We start from the raw sequence: 17,483 nt of genomic DNA, 5'->3' as shown, positions 1-17,483 counted from the left end.
GAACAAACGCCGTCAGCAGCCGGGCGATCTCGCCATCCGACTGGTGCTGCCTGTTGACTTGGCCCGGCCTGTCGGGCCCGATACCGGCTGGACTTCTTCAACGACAACAGGATCATCCCAATTGAGCGACCCAATCCTTTCCGTCCGAGACCTGAAGATCGATTTCGACACGCCGGATGGCACCGTGAATGCGGTCAAGGGAACGACTTTCGACGTCTCGCCGGGCGAGTGTCTCGGCATTGTGGGCGAGTCCGGATCAGGCAAGAGCCAGTCGGCGCTCGCGGCCATGGGGCTGATCGCCGACAACGGCACCGTCACCGGATCGATCAAGTTCAATGGCATGGAAATGGTCGGCGCCAAGCCGTCCGTGCTGCGCAAGGTGCGCGGCGCGCAGATGTCGATGATCTTCCAAGACCCGCTGACCTCGCTGACACCGCACCTGACGGTCGGCGCGCAGATGCGCGAAGTGCTGGCGCTGCACCGCGACCTCAAGGGCGAGGCGGCGACCAAGCGCTGCATCGACTGGCTGGAGCAGGTGCGCATCCCCGAAGCGCGCCGCCGGCTCGAACAGTTCCCGCATGAGCTGTCCGGCGGCATGCGCCAGCGCGTCATGGTCGCCATCGCCATGCTCTGCGACCCGAAGCTGCTGCTCGCCGACGAGCCGACAACCGCCCTTGATGTGACGGTCCAGGCGCAGGTCCTCGACCTGATGTTCGAGCTGAAGAAGGAGACCGGTACCGGCATCATCCTGATCACCCACGATATGGGCGTGGTGGCGCGCATGTGCGACCGCGTCGTCGTCATGAAGGATGGCGAGATCGTCGAGACCGGCACCAGCGACACGATCTTCTACAAGCCGAGCCACGACTACACCAAGATGCTGCTCAACGCCGTGCCGCGCATCGACCAGCCGAACCGCGAAGGCCGCCCGCAGCTCGGCCCGGCGCCGGACAACTCCGTCGAGCCCATCGTCAAGGCGCGCGACGTGAAGGTGACCTTCCCGGTCAATGTCGGCGGCGGGCTTTTCGGCAAGACGAAGATGCTGCGCGCGGTGGACGGGGTGTCCTTCGACCTGCGCCCCGGCGAGACGCTCGGCGTTGTCGGCGAGTCCGGCTGCGGCAAGTCCACCCTCGCCCGCGCCGTGCTGAAGCTGGTCCCGCAATCGGCTGGCAGCGTCGCCTGGATGGGCCGGGACATCACCCATGCCGACCGCAAGGAAATGAACAGCCTGCGCGACGATCTCCAGATCGTCTTCCAGGACCCGCTTGCCTCGCTCGATCCGCGCATGACCATCGGCCAGTCCATCGCCGAGCCGCTGACCGTGCACAAGCCGGAGCTGGACAAGGCGGCGCGCGAGAAGCTGGTGAAGGAATTCCTGCCGCGCGTCGGCCTCTCACCAGCGCTGATCAACCGCTATCCGCACGAGCTGTCTGGCGGCCAGAACCAGCGCGTCGGCATTGCGCGCGCCATGATCCTGCGCCCCAAACTCCTCATCTGCGACGAGGCGGTCTCCGCCCTCGACGTGTCGGTCCAGGCGCAGGTGGTCGACCTGCTGATCGAGCTACAGAAGGAATTCGGCCTCGCCATGATCTTCATCAGCCACGACCTGTCGGTCGTGCGCGAGATCAGCCACCGCGTCATGGTGCTCTATCTCGGCAAGGTGGTGGAAGTCGCCGGGCGCACCGCGATCTATGAGGATGCCCGCCACCCCTATACCAAGGCGCTTATCTCCGCCGTCCCGACACCGGACCCGGAATTCGAGCGCGGCAAGGAGCGCATCAAGCTGCGCGGCGACCTGCCCTCCCCGCTCGACCGGCGCTCGCCGCTGCGCTTCCTGAAATCGGTGATCATCGACGATCCGGACGCCGAGCAATACGACCCCAAACTCATCGAAGTCGCCCCCGGCCACATCGTCGCCGAGCACGACGCCTATGAAGGGGTTGAAGCGCTGAGGGCAACCGAGACGGAAGTGGCTTAGGCGCCACCTGTTTTACGTCATCCCGGTTTTCGCAGAGCGAAAGACCGGGATCCAGAATGTCCCGATCCCATTTTGCACTAGGTCCCGGACAATTGCTGACGCAATTTCCGGGATGACGCCGAAAAATGAGCCCCGCACTTGCCGCAGGCACCTGCGAAAGCAGGTACCTATGGGACCATCCCGAAAATCTGTGATTGAGTACTTTCGCTTTTTCGAAGCATATTGTGAAGCTTCAAAGCAAGGGAGGGGAATGTGGCGGATACTTCGTCAGGGGAAACAATGAAACGATCCGGCATCGGCGTCATTTCTACGCTCGCGATTGCCGTAGTGCTTTCGCTTTATGCGGTTATTCTAGTCGTGTTGATATTTGGAATCAGAGATGGCTCATTAGTAACGCTTTGGGAAAGCTGGGATGGAGAAGCACAGGTCAGTTTGATTTCTTCAGTCATCACCGCCATGGGTCTGGTGACTTCAGCAATTATTCTTCCCTTCGTTTTTCGAGACCGCATTTCCTCGCTCACCGATATGGTAGACAGGACTGAAAGAGACTTGGCATCTTTGAATCTGACCACAACATCAAAGCTAGACGATCTTACTGCTGGCTTCGAAAAGCAGTTGAAATCCATGCAGGAAGCGACCGAAGCGAAAGCCGAGGAGTCAAACGAACTCGTCAGCGCCCTTTACGCCGCAGTGACCACGCTTCTCGGACAAGGCCAAGTCACAGACAGTGCGCACGCGCAGAAAATTGTCGACAGTCTCTGGGAGAAAGCGAAATTCGCATGCCGAGACCGTTTGGCAAACAAGAAGTACATGTGGGCTGTTACTCGAGAGAACATCTCCCAGATGCGCCAAATGACAGATGAGTACTTTTCGGCCCTGGTGACCAACAATGTCATATCTCCTCAGGAACGCGGCACCTTAGAGCTGCTACGTCGTCTGAGATATGCGCGCGCCCATCCCGCCCCGGCCGAATTTGGAGTTGTGCGCGAACTCCAAACAAAGATCGACGACTTTAGCCGCTCCGATGAACTGAACGGTGGGGCTGCCGTTCCAGAAAAGTGAGTTCCATCCCACCCTCAGAGACCCCGCCCTATACTTCCCTCCATGAACCAGGTGGACGGATTTTGCGCGGAAGGGCTGGAGGCGGCCTCGGAGTTGCTGGCTGACGCGGCTGCGCGCGCGAAGCTTCATCTGCGGCCCGAGACGATCACCCGTACCGCGGCCCGCAGGCTTAAGGCGAGCCTTGCCTTTGCCGAGCGGCTCATCCGGCGGCTGCTTGTCCTGCTCGCGCTTGAGGTCGAGCTTGCACCCGCCGCCGCGCCCGCGCCGCAAGACCAGGAGACCCGCACGCGCCTGCGCGCGCCTCGCGGCTTCCAGTACCTGCCGGCCGAGCGCGCCCCGTCCGGCTTTCTCGACCCATGGGCGGACAGGCCGGTAAGCCAGGCCCGCAATCAGACTGGAATCATACCGCTTCTGTACCGCTGGAAGACCCTCATGGCGCTTCTGGACGATCCCGAGCGCGCGGCCCGCCATATGGCAAGGCGCCTGCGGGCCTCACGGAAGGCTGGGGAGCTGGCGCCCTTCTGCTGGCCGGAAGACAAGCTTTACCGGCAGCCCGCACGGGTCGCGCTCGTCGCGGGCGCCCTGCCAGACCTGCTGAACCCGGCGCTGAAGGCCTGGTTCAATTCCAGCTGATCGCTTCGAAAATCACACCGTATTCGCCGCACATCCGGGAGGGTCTGCGGCCGCGGGCGCTGGACTTGAACCATCGGTCTTCCATTTCATTCAAGACCGCTGCTTTATGCGATTGTTTTTGCGCAAGTATCCGTTCGCAAACGTTCCCGTTTGCTCCGAACTTGCTCTAGGCGCGGACCGCCTGGTGGATGGTCTTCAGCGTCTTCAGCAGCGGCTCGGCGGCTTCAAGCGGCAGGCAGCTCGGACCATCGCAGAGGGCCTTGTCCGGGTCGGGGTGGAATTCGAGGAAGACCCCGTCGGCACCGGCCGCCATGGCTGATTTGGCGATGACCGCCACGCCTTCGCGCCGCCCGCCTGTCGATCCGCCAGCGGTGCGCGGGTCGGCGCCCGGCAGCTGGACCGCATGGGTGGCATCGATGGTGACCGGAACGCCGAGCTGCTTCATCACCGGGATGCCCAGCATGTCGACGACGAGATTGTTGTACCCGAAAGAGGCGCCGCGCTCGCAGAGGATGGTCGGGTTTTTCGGGCCGGTGACCTCGCCGACCTTGGTGATGATGTTCTTGCAGTCCCATGGCGCGAGGAACTGCGCCTTCTTCACATGCAGCCAGCCATCGCGCGCTTTCACCGCCTCGGCGCCGGCCACGACAAGGTCGGTCTGGCGGCAGAGAAAGGCCGGCACCTGGATGATCTCGGCAACCTCGGCCACCGGGCCGGCCTGTTCGGGGGTGTGATAGTCGGTGATCACCGGCACGCCGAATTCGGCCTTCACATCGGCGAGGATTTTCAGCCCCTCCTCGAGGCCCGGCCCGCGATAGGAACTGATCGAGGAGCGGTTCGCCTTGTCGAAGCTCGCCTTGAAGACATAGGGCAGGCCAAGCTTGTCGCAGACGCCCTTCAGATGCTCGCAGATGCGCAGGGCCAGATCGCGGCTTTCCAGAACGTTCATCCCTGCCATGACGACCATCGGGTGACCTTCGCCAATCGACATTCCGTAGGGGGCGAGCTTGAGATCCGACATGGGCTTGTCCTGTTGTTTCGAGTGCCTCGCGAATAGACAAGAGCGCCTCCCGCAGCAAGTCCGCAACTACCGCTTGCCCTTGGGAACCGGGCTCAATAGGGTGCGCCGCGTTCAAGACAGGACCCGTGCGCGATGAGCGAAAAACTGCCGATAAGCCTGGACGATGTCCGCGATGCCGCACGCGTCCTGGAAGGGCAGGTCGAGCGTACGCCGCTGCGCAAATCGCGCACCTTGTCGGAGATCACTGGCGCCGAAGTCTGGATCAAGTTCGAGAACCTGCAGTTCACCGCCTCCTTCAAGGAGCGCGGCGCGCTGAACAAGCTTTCGCGCCTGACCGATGCGGAAAAGGCGGCCGGGGTTATCGCAGCCTCTGCTGGCAACCACTCGCAAGGGGTCGCCTATCACGGCCGGCGCCTCGGCATTCCGGTTACCATTACGATGCCCGTCACCACGCCGTTCAACAAGGTCGAGCATACCCGCGCCTTCGGCGCGCGCGTCCTGCTGGAGGGCAATACATTCGACGAGGCGAAGGCCTATGCCGAAACCGTTCGCCAGCGCGAAGGGCTGACCTTCATCCACCCTTTTGACGATCCGCACATCATGGCTGGACAGGGCACGGCTGCCCTCGAAATGTTCGAGGATGGGCCGGATCTCGACATTCTTGTCGTGCCGATCGGAGGGGGCGGCCTGATTTCGGGCAGCGCCACCGTCGCAAAAGCGCTGAAGCCGGACATCAAGGTCATCGGTGTGCAGGCCGCGATGTATCCAAGCATGTATGCTGCGATCAGGGGCAGTGAATCAAAGTCCGGTGGCGCTTCGATTGCGGAAGGTATCGCCGTGAAGCAGCCCGGCCACCTGACAGAAAAGGTCGTTCTTGCGCTCGTCGACGAAATCGTGCTGGCCGAAGAAGAGCACCTTGAGCGCGCGATCACCCTGTTTGCCGACGTCGAGAAGACGATCGCCGAAGGCGCTGGTGCCGCGGGCCTTGCCGCCATGCTGGCGCACCCGGCGAAGTTCACCGGCAAACGCGTCGGCCTGATCCTCTGTGGCGGCAACATCGATACCCGCCTGCTCGCCTCTGTTCTGACGCGCGCGCTGGTGCGGGAAAAGCGCCTGTCCAATATCCGCATCATCGGCGACGACCGCCCCGGCCTGCTGGCGCTGGTCTCGAAGATCATCGGCGACAATGGCGCAAATATCATGGAAGTCGCCCATAACAGGATCGCGCTCGACGTGCCCGCCAAGGGCGCCGAGTTCGATATCCTGATGGAAACGCGCGACGCCCAGCACACCCAGGAAATCATCGACGCGCTGGCCCAGGCCGGCTATCCGCCGAGACGAAACTGACCCCCCGCAGAAGCGGCTATCACAGGACCTCACCATGAAAGCTCTCCGCACGCTCGCCCTCGCCCTGACCGCCGCCACGCTCGCTGCCTGCGGCGGCTCACCGAGCACTGATTTCGACAGTTTCTTCCCATGGGATCCAGATCGCGCGGACGTCCAGGAAGCGAAGAACGGCCTGCAGTACGTCGTGGTCGAGGAAGGCCCGGAAGATGGCGCGTCGCCAGGCATATCCTCGACGGTCCAGGTTTTCTATGAAGGCCGGCTGACGGATGGCACCGTGTTCGACGGAAACTTCGGAACCGGCCAGCCGGCTATTTTCGGTGTCGGCCAGGTCATTCCCGGCTGGACGCAGGGCCTGCAGCTGATGTCCGAGGGCGATGAGTATGTGTTCTACATTCCCTCCGAGATCGGCTACGGCCAGAACCCGCGCCCAGGCAGCAAGATCAAGCCGGGCGACGACCTCATCTTCCGGGTGAAGCTGGAAAAGGTGTTTGCACCAAAGCCCGCTGATGAGGCGGCCTGGGACAAGTACACGCCTTGGGATTCCAGCAATGAAGACGTGCAGAAAACCGATTCAGGCCTCGAATACGTTGTCCTCGAAAGCGGCCCGGAAGACGGTGCAAAACCGCTCCCGAGTGATACAGTTGTGGTCCTCTATGAGGGCCGGTTTGCCGAGACCGGCGAGGTTTTCGACAGCGCCTACCAGCGCGGCGAGCCGATCATGTTCTCGGCCAGCGGCGTCATTCCCGGCTGGAAGGAAGCGCTTTCGATGATGCGGCCCGGCGATCACTGGCTGCTGCATGTGCCGTCTGACATTGCCTATGGCGAGCGCGGGCATCCGGCCGGCATACCGCCGAATGCCGACCTCAATTTCGAGGTGGAACTGATCGACGTCCTCAAAACGCAATAAGGAGGATCGGTTCAGGCCGCCCAGTCCGCGCTGTCGCCTGGGCGGCCCGACGAGTCGGAGATAGCAGCTGCGCCAATCCCGGCACGTCTTTGCCGCCAGCATCTGGCGCGTTCCCAAGTCTGTTCTCACCGGCTAGGTTTTATCGATGCACTTCTGCCTCTCCAGCCCCCTGGCCATTGACGCATAATGAATAGCGCCCCTTTTTTCAGCGTCATCATCGTGAACTACAATGGCGGTAGTTGCCTTCAGCGAGCGCTCGATTCGCTGGCCGCGCAGACGTTCAGTGATTTTGAACTCCTGCTCGTCGACAATGCCAGCGCCGACGGCTCGATTGACTCCGTAGATCTGTCTGGGCTCGAGCGGGTTAGGGTGCTCCGGCAGACGGAAAATCACGGCTTCGCCAAGGGCAACAACATCGCCGCTCACGAGGCACAAGGGGAATGGCTCATCCTGCTAAACCCGGACTGCATCGCGAAGGAAGACTGGCTCGAAAGCATTGCCAGGGGCATAGAACGACACCCGGATATCTCCACCTTCACTTGCGCGCAAATCGACCTGAACACACCCAGCCAGCTCGACGGGATCGGCGATGCCTACAGCATATTCGGTATCCCGTGGCGCGGCGGGTTCGGACGGCCCATCGAGGAGCTGCCGCCGGAAGGATACTGTTTCAGCGCCTGCGGCGCGAGCGCAGTCTACCGCAAGCGCCTGTTCCTCGATGTTGGCGGCTTCGACGAACGCTTTTTCTGCTACTGCGAGGATGTCGACCTCGGATACAGGCTCCAGCTTCTGGGGCATGACTGCCTGTTCCTGCCCGATGCGGTTGTCCATCATGAGGGCAGCGCGATCTCAGGACGCTACTCCTACTTCACCACCTATCACGGCAACCGGAACCGGACCTGGCTGTTCATCAAGAACACCCCCTTGCTCCTGCTAGTGCTGACCTTTCCGGGTCACATCCTGATGCTCGCCTACATCTACATGCGAAACCGCAAACGCAATGACCATGACGGCCTGAAGAAGGGCCTTCTCGACGGCCTGAAGGGCGGCTGGCGCTTGCGGCGAGAGAGCGACTACAAGGCCGGCCAGCGCAGGATATCGATCCTCACTCTCTCCCGGCGGATGAGCTGGAATCCGGTCCGGCTTTCCGCACGGCTCAGCCATATCAGGCCGATCAAGAAAACCTGACCGGCCCATCCGGTTTTGGAGCGGCTTCGCGCTAGACCAGATAGATCGGCTTGCGGCCAAATCCGAGCGACAGCACCACCGCTAGAACCCAGAGCACGACGATCCAGATGCCCATGGTGAGAACCTCTTCCGGGTTCCAGGCTTTGCCGTAGATCATCGGATCCCTGAACATATGGATCAGCGGCGTGACCGGATTGATATAGTTGAGAATTTGAAGTTCCGGCTTGTCGAGAATATCGCGCGTAATCATGACCGGTGTCAGGAAAAACAGCCCCTGGACTGCAAGGCCCGTAATATGCTGAACGTCCCGGAACTGTGCGCCGAGCAATGACATGATGATTGCGACCGGCAGACCGAAGGCCAGCAGGATGACGTAGTAGAGCGGCATCAGCAGCAGGTTCACCGTCAAAGGCACCGGCGGATCGACAAGCGTTTTCAGGACGAGGAGGCCAACAATACCGAGCAGACTGATAAACGCTGCGGTCATCGGCACTCTCAGCTGGAATATGAAGAACGGAATCCGGCTCTGCTTCAGATATCCGCCTGCATTCACCAGGGCGTCCATCGACACCATCGTGACGGTCGAAAAGTAATCCCAGATGATAAGCCCGCTATAGAGGTAGATCGCGAACTCCCAGTAGCCGTCCATCTGGAAGATCGACCCCCAAACCCAGGCAATCACCATGGCGTACACCATGGGCTGGATGATCGCCCACAGAACGCCCAGCCTGCTGCGCCGGAAGCGCGAGCGAATGTCAGACGCCATGAGGTTCACACTGAGGTGGCGGTACCTCAGGAGCTCCTGAACATAGCGCGGTGGATTGAACGCCTTGGGCGGGGCAATGAGGTAGTTCCGGTACGACATGAAATCCGCTCTTTCTTTCAGAGGCTGGAGGCGGGCCGGCTCACGCCAGATGGGCCCGCACGTCGGGAATGATTTCGGACGGCTTGCCATCAGCCACGATGCGCCCCTTCTCGATCCAGATTACCCGTGAGCACAGTTGCTCGACCAGATTGAAGTCGTGGGTGGCAAGGACCATGATTCCGGCGCTGTTCACCACATCCATCATCCGAGTGAAGGCGCGGGCCTGGAAGGCTGCATCGCCTGCCCCGAACACTTCGTCGATCAGCAGCACGTCTGGTGAGAATTGCGTCGAAACCGCGAAGCCGAGCCGGACGAACATACCGGCAGAATATGTCCGCATCGGCATGTCGATAAAATCGCCGAGGGCCGAGAACTCGATGATCTCATCCTCGACTTCCTTGATCTTGGCCGGCGATATGCCCATCGCCATGCCGCGATACAGGATGTTTTCGCGGCCAGTCGATTCACCTTCGAAGCCGGTCCCGAAATCGAGGAGCGTACCGATCTGGCCGACCACCTCGATATTTCCCAGCGGCACAGGAAACACGCCTGCCAGGGCCCTTAGCAAAGTCGATTTGCCCGACCCGTTGTGTCCGACCAGGGCAACCCGCTCACCGTGGTCGATCCGGAAAGACAGGCTGCGAAGGGCAGCAATCGCCCCCGGGATCTTCGTTTTCTCGCGATGCCCGAACAGCGAGAACATGGCCGATTTCAAGCTGCCGCGCTGGGCGTAGGGGCCGACCGGGAATTCGATTGTGACGTCGTCAACGACGACTGTTGGCGTTTGCCGGTCCTCGACCAGCCCGCCCTTCAGTTTCTTGCGCTTCCGGTCCACATGCTCGGCCGGGAAGAAGTCTGCGCCGACCCGTTCAACCCGTTTCACCGCCTCCGGCAAAGCCGCCGGCACGGCGGCATCCGCGAGCCCTTCGGCCTGCCCGCCCACATCCTCTGCTGCGGGCCGACTGTGGGCGCCTTCCGTCAGATTGCCCTGTTCGTCGACCGGCGATTGTCTGGGGGGCAAGCCCCAGTATTCCCGGGCCGTCATGGGCTTTGGCTGGTCAGGTCCATCCTCGTCAGGGGCGCCGGACTCTTCGGGCGCGGCGGCTGGCGCCGCAAGCGTGGGTTCGGCGAGATCTGTCAGATCTGGCGCGGGCGCGCCCGCTTCGTCCTCTGAGGCAGATACCGCCTGCTCCCGGGCTTCAATTCCGGGTGCCGGTTCGGCATGGGACGCTTGATCAGCCTGTTCTGTATTCAGGTCATGCTGGCTGGCCGGGTCTGGCTGTTCGGGCTGGATTTGATGTTCATCCGGCGAGGCCGCGGTCGAGGTGGTGTTTTCCTGGGCCACCGCGCGCTCGTCTTGCGCAGGCTCGACAGCGCCGCTCTCGACCGGTCGGTACGGCTGAACGGATTCACCCTGGGTTGATTCAGCTCCGTCTCGGGCGGCGCCGTTGGCCAGCCCGTTGCTTGTACCGTTGGCAACCGCTCCGGCGGCATCGTGAGGCATCTCATTCTCCGCTGCCGCAACATCATCGTCTGGCGTATCAATATCATCGGATTGAGCGATCCCGGAAACCGGGCCGGACTGCTCGTCTTCGAACTCCGGAGGTTCGTACTTCTTGTTCCAGTAGCCCATGAACAAGCCATCCTGATTTAATGCTACTAACGCTCAAAATCCTTGGCCGAGGCACAAGCTGATTCGCATCACCGCTCGGCCTGAACATGCCCACCTTGTTAGTGAGATCACAATGCCTTGTCGATGTTTCAGCAGATATTTGAGCAGAACCGGCTGCACTGCCAAAATGCAATGCCATGCTGCCCCGATATTGTCTCGACGCAGCTTCCGGCAGTGCACGATCAACATTTGCCGGTGGACATGATTAGCCGGTCTGGCTACGAGATTTGCCTCAAGAATGAACGAGCATCGCGGCATTTGAATGGTCATCATTCAATTCTGAACTTCCCCGATCAGTCCAATCCGAATCCACTGGTAAATCTTTCATGGCGACAACGATCATCACAGGCATCACGGGCCAGGACGGCGCTTATCTGGCGCGCAACCTGCTCGATCGCGGGCACACGGTTGTCGGCACTTACCGGCGCACCGGGTCGCTCAACTTCTGGAGGATCGAGGAACTCGGAATCACGGAGCACCCGAACCTGACCCTGGCCGAGTTCGACCTCCTCGACATGGGGTCCTGCATCCGGCTGCTGGAGAAGTTCGAGCCGGACTATTTCTACAATCTCGCTGCTCAGAGCTTTGTCGGCGTCTCCTTCGGGCAGCCCGTCTCGACGGCGCAGATTACAGGCATCGGCCCACTGCATTGCCTGGAAGCCATTCGCTCGGTCAATCCAAGGGTCCGTTTCTATCAGGCCTCCAGCTCGGAGCTCTACGGCAAGGTCGTGGAAGTCCCGCAGAATGAGGACACTCCCTTCTATCCGCGCAGCCCCTACGCCGTCGCCAAGCTCTACGCGCACTGGATGACCGTCAACTATCGCGAATCCTACGACATATTCGGGGTCAGCGGCATTCTCTTCAATCATGAGAGCCCGCTTCGGGGCCGCGAATTCGTGACCCGCAAGATCACCAACGCCGCCGCCGCCATAAAGCTCGGCAAGCAGGACTGCCTGGAGCTGGGTAATCTCGATGCCAAGCGGGACTGGGGCTTTGCCGATGAGTATGTCGAAGGCATGCGCCTGATGCTCGAAGAGACCGATGCGCCGGACACCTACGTCCTGGCGACCGGCCAGACCTGGACCGTCCGGCATTTTGTCGAGCTCGCCTTCAAGGCAATCGATGTCGAGATCGACTGGAAGGGTGAAGGCGTCGACGAAGTCGGTGTCTGCACGAAAACCGGCCGTCAGGTTGTGCGCGTCAACCCGGAATATTTCCGCCCGGCCGAAGTCGAGCTGCTGATCGGCGATGCATCGAAGGCCGAGCGCGAACTTGGCTGGAAAGCGAAGACATCGATTGAAGAGCTCGCCCGGATGATGGTGGAAGCCGACCTTCGGAGAAATGAGCGTGGCGCCTCGTTCTGAGACCATACTGATCACGGGCGCCGACAGCTTCACCGGCCGCCCGCTTATCGAGCGCCTGCAGGCCACCGGCCATACAGTCGTCGGGACCACGCGCCATCCGACGCCTGGCAACCTCTGCGCTGACCTGATGGACCCGGACTCCCTGAGGCAGCTCGTGGAAGACGCGAAGCCGACGGCGGTCATACATCTCGCGGCCATCACCTTCGTACCCGATGAAGACGTCTTTACGATGTACGCCTCGAACATGGCGGGCACGGCCGCGCTGCTGAAGGCGCTGGACGATGCTTCGCTGGATCTGAGCGCAGTGGTCCTGCCGTCCAGCGCAAAGGTTTACGCACCGCCGGCTGCCGATGGCGCGGCCATCGCCGAAGACCATCCGCGCCTGCCGGCCGACCACTATGGCGTCAGCAAGCTCGGCACCGAGCACTTGGCGCGGCTTTACATGGACCGGATGCCGATCACAGTCGTTCGTCCGTTCAACTATACCGGGCCGGGTCAGGATCCGAAATTCCTCGTGCCGAAGCTGGTGCACGCCTTCGTCGAAAACCGGGATATCGAGATTGGCAATCTCGACCTTGTCCGCGACATTTCAGATATTCGCCGCGTGGTCGAGGTGTATACCCGGCTGATTGACAGGCCGCTGCCCGGCGAGACGCTCAACATCTGTTCTGGCGCGCCCATCCGTTTGTCGGATATTCCGAAAGAGCTCGAGCAGCTTACAGGCAACTCGATCAAGCTCACCGTGAACCCCGCCTTCCTGCGTCCGGGCGAACCCGAACGCATCGTCGGGGATGCCACGAAGCTCGAAGCAAACCTTCCTGACCTGCCAAAATTCGAGTTAAGAGAGACGCTGGCATCAATGATCGAGTGCATCCAAGGCTGAGCATAAGAGCCCGCTGGCCGTCGCTGGCGACAGGAGACCACTTTTGAACTGGCCAGGGAGCGAGCCCTTTCGAAAACCTGGATTGGAGACCCTGGAATTGGCGCATCTGGACGACGAGGAACAGCGCATTCACTACAGTGCGATCCTGAAATCGGCACACCCCAGTGTTGAAGCGCGCTATGGCGACCCAAAGGGCGACACGATTATCTTCCGGAAGCAGGCTCACAATGGCGAATGGAGCGCCTGGGCCAGCACCAGCGCCCACAGTGATGTCGGCGCCTGGGTGCGGCGCTTGGCCCAAGGGAATGTGGGGTCTTATCACAAGCCCAGCATAGCCGTGGCGCTCACCCGCATGCTGCGCACCGGCGCTCATCACCTGCGAAACGGCACGTTGGGACGCGTGAGAAAACTCCTGAGCGGCGGCTATTTCACAGGACGCGGCAAGTAAGTCTTCCGGATCACACACAGCAAGAAGCGAACAGCCGAAAGGAATTCAGCAGCCCTGGACACTCAGGCCGGGCAGACCCGGTTGTCTTCGGCGGTCACATCAAAGAGGTCGTAAATATTGTCGATCTTCGATCCCATCACCGAAAAAATGCGCGTCGAATCGTGCTTGCGGAACAGGATGGGGCGCCCGTCATCCCTTTCATTGGCGACGAGGACTGTTTTCACATCGAAAAGCGAGGCCCTGTAGGTCGAGTGCTCGAGCGACGGAATGTAGCGCTTGGCATCGGCCTGCATCAGTTTCCAGCGCGACTGCACATTGAGACGCTTTGCGACGTCATACGGTGAGCCATCGACCTCACTGTCCAGCCAGGACGCATGCGGCGTGTAGGAAACGTGGGTCAACGAATAGGCGCCAAGGGATGGATACGGCATCACGGAAAAGAACGGTCCATCCATGACCGTAACCGCCAGGCCCTGAAGTTCTTCTGGTGGATCGATCAACGCAATTTCGGCCAGCTCGTGCTTGAGGCCCACTTGTTCGAGACCGCTGGCGGCCAGCAGGTGGTTTATGTTGGAGTAGGTCACATTGTAGGCGCTTGAAACATCGACCCGCTCACCATCTTCGCATTCGATCGTGACGTGTGTGCCGTGGTCTGCAAGGCGTTTCACGGGCGTTTTCAGCCTTACTTCCACGCCGCTGTTCTGCATCCGGTCGATGATGGACCGGCGCAGCTGCGTCCAGTCAAAAGCGTATTCCTGGCACAGGAAGGCGCCTTCGATGAGATCGAAGTTGAGCAGCGAGCTCACGCTGGGCGAGACCGGACGGATCGGCGCGCCCATGTCGGCAAACATGCGGTGAAAGCGGCCCGCCGTGACCTTGGAGCGGCGCTTGGCAATGGCATAGACCATCTCGAAATCCGAGACGACGGCCTCCGGATAATCCTCCGCGAACCGGCGGTGAAGCGCCTTGGACCGCATCGCGGTCACGATGCTCCGGGGGTAGTGGAAACCGGTGTGAACCCGTGCCTGGTTGACGCGCGATGCGCGCGTCAGAAGCTCGGCCTCCGTCTCGAAAAGAATGACGCGGTTGCCGCGCCGGGCAAGCTGGTCTGCCAGTGCGCAGCCATAGAAACCGCCGCCGACAATCCCGACGTCCTTCTGAACCATCACTCAATAATCCCCGCCAGCAGGTGCCGCCTGAACAGGCGCTGAAAGGAACGAACTGCTGGTCTTCTTCACACCAAGCGTCATAGCTCATATGCCCGATCATGCAATGGTTGCTAAAGTCAGGTCCGGCTTATATAGCCAGCCTCGTCGCAGCATCACCAGCTCGGGAGGCAGTATTGCAAGGACTGGTTGGCTTCACCGGTTTCGTGGGTGGAAATCTGACCCGGCAGCGACACTATGATGCCTGCTTCAACTCCAGCACAATCGCGGACATTGCCGGACAATCTTTCGATCAGCTGGTCTGCGCCGGGGCACCGGCCACGATGTGGTTGGCCAACAAGGATCCGGATGCCGACCTGCGCAACCTCACGGCTTTGGCAGACCACCTGGCTTCCGCAAAAATCAAGCGCCTGGTCCTCATTTCGTCGATCGCCGTTCTGGCCGACGTCTCGGCTGCACAGGACGAGACAACCGGCCTGTTCGAGCAGGACCTCGCCTATGGACGTAACCGCCGCGCCTTCGAGGAAGCCGCCCGGAAAGCCTGCGAAAAGCTGCACATCATCCGGCTGCCCGCGCTGTTTGGCGAAGGCCTGAAAAAGAACTTCATCTATGACCTGATCAACCCGCTTCCATCCTTCCTCAAGGACGAAGCGATGGCGGCAATCCGGCAAGCGGTGGACGAGGCCGCCATGGCCCCGTTTTCGCGGCACTACACCTTCGCGGACGCCGTCGGCATGTGGCAGCTGGACCGCAAGGCGGTGGCAGCCTCTGGCGATGAAGCCGGCATGCGGAAAGTCATCGAAGATCTCGGAATGTCAGCAAAGTTCTTCACCAACTCCCAGAGCCGCTTTCAGTATTACAATGTCGGACGGCTCGCAGACGATATTGATACCGTGACCGATGCCGACCTCGACGTTACCCATCTGACCGCTGAGCCGCTCATGGCCGCCGATATTCATGCCGAGCTGATCGGCGGCACGTTCGAAAATGACCGCCCCGCCAGGGTGAACGAGAACGTGCACACGGTCCATGGCCCGGCATTCGGCCGCACAAATCCCTACCTGTTCAGCAAGGATGAGACGCTCAGCCAGCTGCGCAAATTCTATGAAAGCAACGTTCCAGTATGAAGCTTGCGATTTCGAATATTGCGTGGAATCCGGCCCAGCTGAACAGTGCGCTCGACATCATGGTCGACGCCGGCGCACGCGGCCTGGAGTTCGCGCCCGGGCTCCTGTTTCCTGACGAGCCGGACCCGTTCAAGCCGTCTGCCGACGCCGTCAGTCGCCTGGACAAGCTGCTTGAGGCTCGCGGTATTGCGCTGGTCTCCATGCAATCGCTGCTGTTCGGGGTACAAAACGCACATCTCTTCGGCACCGAAAGCGAAACGGCCGCCTTTATCAAGGCGATGCAGCGAGCCATCGGCCTTGCCGGCCAGCTTGGCGTACCCAACCTCGTATTCGGGTCGCCGAAGAACCGCATCATTGGAGACGGACGGGCAGACAAGGAACAAAAGGCCCGCGACATCTTCCGCAAGCTCGGCGACGCCGCTGCTGCGGCCGGGACGAAAATCGCGCTGGAACCCAATCCGGCCGTCTACGGAACCGACTTCCTCAACACGATTGATGAAGCCTACCAATTCTGCGTCTTCGTCGATCACCCGGCCGTGACGGTCAACTTCGACATCGGGTCGATCCACCTGAACGGTGAGTTCGCCGAGGTCGCGTCGCTGTTTCGCAAGTCCCTGCCGAGGGTGTCGCATGTCCACATCAGCGAGCCTCAACTGGCGCCGGCCCCGAAGTCGCAGGGTGAATTTGAACAGGCATACCGGGCGATCAGCGCAACCGACTATGCTGGATGGTACTCCATCGAAATGCGCGAACCCGCCGTCTCCGATCCGCTCAAGACGGTGTCCGAATGCCTACAGCGAACGGCTGCTGTGATGCAGGCCCAGGGAATTCCGAATGACTGACCAGACACCGGTACATCGGCCGCGAAGCGACTATCTGCTTTCAGTTTGCCTCGGCGCGAACAGGCAGCCGCTCGCCGCGCTGGAGAAACTGCGGGAGGCGGAAACCGGGCTGCGGGGCATGCTTGAATACTACGAGTTCGTCCTGACTGTTCGCGAGTCCGAGGCTACGCGCCTCGATCGCCGCGACCCTGCCATCGCGTCCATTCCGAACCTGCGCATCCTGGTGGTTCCCGACAGCTGTACCCGCTATCGCGAGCGCTCGATCGCAGCCTCTGAGGCCCTCGGTGAAGTCGTCGTCCTGACGACGCCGGAGGAATTGCCTGTCCTTGACCTTGCCACGCTGTCCAGAACCGCGATCGAACGGCAGGCCATCATGATCGCGACGCGCAAGAAGCGCGGCATTTCGCTGTTTCCGGTCTACAGCGTGTTCCGGCTCATGTCGCGCTATGCCGTTCGCCGTAGATACCTTTCGACCATGGCGCTGCCCCGCGAGATGCTGAACCGGATCCTGCGCAGCCAGAACCACGAGCTGGACCTGCGATTCCCCCGGAAAAAGACGCCTTTCACCTATTCCGAACTCCAGATGACGACCAAGGCGGTCCCGAAGTCCTCGAGCTGGTCGGACCGCATCCAGATCGGCATCGAGCTGATACGAAGCTCTGTTCCGAGGTATCTGCGGGCGTTTTCCTATATCTGTCTGTTCTTCGCGTTCGGCGCCATCATGTACGCCTTGTACGCCGTGCTGACCTTCGTCCTGATGACGCCGCAGGAAGGGTGGTTCTCGACCTCGATCATCTTGTCCGGCGTCCTTTTGTTTGTGGCGTCCGGATTCTCGCTCTTCAGCATCGCGCTGGCAGAGCTGCTCGAGCAGACCGATCAGCATGGCAGGGACGAAATGCTGGACGAATGGTCCAACCTTTCCCTTTTCAGCAAGTCGGAGAGCCTGAATGTCGTCAGCCACTCAAACTGATGGGGCCCGG

The 17,483-nt window shown here is 61.0% G+C and carries 16 protein-coding genes; 12 read left to right on the top strand and 4 right to left on the bottom strand.

Annotation, left to right across the window (positions count from 1 at the left end; genetic code table 11):
* The first annotated feature begins 121 nt into the window (after positions 1-121).
* The 3 genes from D1223_RS00255 to D1223_RS00245 all read left to right on the top strand — a co-directional run bounded on the left by D1223_RS00255 (position 122) and on the right by D1223_RS00245 (position 3,673).
* Positions 122-1,978 carry an ABC transporter ATP-binding protein gene (locus D1223_RS00255; protein WP_119374416.1) on the top strand — a complete coding sequence of 619 codons (1,857 nt, stop codon included), beginning with the start codon at positions 122-124 and terminating at the stop codon, positions 1,976-1,978.
* Positions 1,979-2,257: 279 nt separating this feature from the next.
* Positions 2,258-3,040 carry a hypothetical protein gene (locus D1223_RS00250; protein ID WP_119374415.1) on the top strand — a complete coding sequence of 261 codons (783 nt, stop codon included), beginning with the start codon at positions 2,258-2,260 and terminating at the stop codon, positions 3,038-3,040.
* Between the two features lie 42 nt (positions 3,041-3,082).
* On the top strand, positions 3,083-3,673 hold the full coding sequence (locus tag D1223_RS00245; RefSeq protein WP_119374414.1) for a hypothetical protein: 591 nt from the start codon (positions 3,083-3,085) through the stop codon (positions 3,671-3,673).
* A 166-nt stretch (positions 3,674-3,839) separates the two neighbouring features.
* Here the strand turns inward: D1223_RS00245 and kdsA are convergent, their stop codons facing one another.
* A complete protein-coding gene (kdsA, locus tag D1223_RS00240) occupies positions 3,840-4,694 on the bottom strand; it encodes a 3-deoxy-8-phosphooctulonate synthase (protein WP_119374413.1) in 855 nt (284 codons plus the stop codon).
* A gap of 132 nt (positions 4,695-4,826) precedes the next feature.
* On the opposite strand from kdsA, the gene D1223_RS00235 reads away from it, so the two are divergent.
* The 3 genes from D1223_RS00235 (at position 4,827) to D1223_RS00225 (ending at position 8,136) form a co-directional block, all read left to right on the top strand.
* On the top strand, positions 4,827-6,041 hold the full coding sequence (locus tag D1223_RS00235) for a threonine ammonia-lyase (RefSeq protein ID WP_119374412.1): 1,215 nt from the start codon (positions 4,827-4,829) through the stop codon (positions 6,039-6,041).
* A 34-nt stretch (positions 6,042-6,075) separates the two neighbouring features.
* Positions 6,076-6,948 carry an FKBP-type peptidyl-prolyl cis-trans isomerase gene (locus tag D1223_RS00230; protein ID WP_119374411.1) on the top strand — a complete coding sequence of 291 codons (873 nt, stop codon included), beginning with the start codon at positions 6,076-6,078 and terminating at the stop codon, positions 6,946-6,948.
* 186 nt (positions 6,949-7,134) lie between these two features.
* The gene (locus D1223_RS00225) at positions 7,135-8,136 is read left to right on the top strand and encodes a glycosyltransferase family 2 protein (RefSeq protein WP_119374410.1); all 1,002 of its coding nucleotides are present in this window, start codon (positions 7,135-7,137) and stop codon (positions 8,134-8,136) included.
* 31 nt (positions 8,137-8,167) lie between these two features.
* On the opposite strand, the gene D1223_RS00220 is transcribed toward D1223_RS00225, so the two are convergent.
* Together D1223_RS00220 and D1223_RS18905 are read right to left on the bottom strand one after the other, a co-directional pair.
* Positions 8,168-9,001 carry an ABC transporter permease gene (locus D1223_RS00220; protein WP_158588352.1) on the bottom strand — a complete coding sequence of 278 codons (834 nt, stop codon included), beginning with the start codon at positions 8,999-9,001 and terminating at the stop codon, positions 8,168-8,170.
* 40 nt (positions 9,002-9,041) lie between these two features.
* A complete protein-coding gene (locus D1223_RS18905) occupies positions 9,042-10,634 on the bottom strand; it encodes an ABC transporter ATP-binding protein (RefSeq protein WP_199288176.1) in 1,593 nt (530 codons plus the stop codon).
* A gap of 365 nt (positions 10,635-10,999) precedes the next feature.
* Between D1223_RS18905 and gmd the strand changes: the two genes are divergently transcribed.
* The 3 genes from gmd (at position 11,000) to D1223_RS00200 (ending at position 13,368) form a co-directional block, all read left to right on the top strand.
* Complete coding sequence (gmd, locus tag D1223_RS00210) at positions 11,000-12,037, top strand: GDP-mannose 4,6-dehydratase (protein ID WP_119374408.1); 1,038 nt, start codon at positions 11,000-11,002, stop codon at positions 12,035-12,037.
* A complete protein-coding gene (locus D1223_RS00205) occupies positions 12,021-12,920 on the top strand; it encodes an NAD-dependent epimerase/dehydratase family protein (RefSeq protein WP_158588351.1) in 900 nt (299 codons plus the stop codon). Before gmd ends, D1223_RS00205 begins: the two co-directional genes overlap by 17 nt.
* 97 nt (positions 12,921-13,017) lie before the next feature.
* Complete coding sequence (locus D1223_RS00200; RefSeq protein WP_119374406.1) at positions 13,018-13,368, top strand: hypothetical protein; 351 nt, start codon at positions 13,018-13,020, stop codon at positions 13,366-13,368.
* A 62-nt stretch (positions 13,369-13,430) separates the two neighbouring features.
* On the opposite strand, the gene D1223_RS00195 is transcribed toward D1223_RS00200, so the two are convergent.
* A complete protein-coding gene (locus D1223_RS00195) occupies positions 13,431-14,534 on the bottom strand; it encodes an FAD-dependent oxidoreductase (protein ID WP_119374405.1) in 1,104 nt (367 codons plus the stop codon).
* A 176-nt stretch (positions 14,535-14,710) separates the two neighbouring features.
* Here D1223_RS00195 and D1223_RS00190 point away from each other — a divergent pair, with 176 nt between their 5' ends.
* The 3 genes from D1223_RS00190 to D1223_RS00180 are packed head-to-tail and all read left to right on the top strand — an operon-like array spanning position 14,711 to position 17,473.
* Positions 14,711-15,661, top strand: coding sequence for a Rossmann-fold NAD(P)-binding domain-containing protein (locus tag D1223_RS00190; protein WP_119374404.1), 951 nt, complete (start codon positions 14,711-14,713; stop codon positions 15,659-15,661).
* On the top strand, positions 15,658-16,503 hold the full coding sequence (locus D1223_RS00185) for a sugar phosphate isomerase/epimerase family protein (protein ID WP_119374403.1): 846 nt from the start codon (positions 15,658-15,660) through the stop codon (positions 16,501-16,503). The genes D1223_RS00190 and D1223_RS00185 overlap by 4 nt, the downstream gene beginning before the upstream one ends.
* Positions 16,496-17,473: a hypothetical protein gene (locus tag D1223_RS00180; RefSeq protein ID WP_119374402.1), complete on the top strand. Its 978-nt coding sequence runs from the start codon at positions 16,496-16,498 to the stop codon at positions 17,471-17,473. The genes D1223_RS00185 and D1223_RS00180 overlap by 8 nt, the downstream gene beginning before the upstream one ends.
* The last annotated feature ends 10 nt before the right edge of the window (positions 17,474-17,483 follow it).

This window comes from Henriciella mobilis (assembly GCF_003576285.1).
Lineage (GTDB): Bacteria > Pseudomonadota > Alphaproteobacteria > Caulobacterales > Hyphomonadaceae > Henriciella > Henriciella mobilis.
Note: the sequence above shows the minus strand (reverse complement) of the source record. Positions and strands in the feature narration are given on the sequence as shown.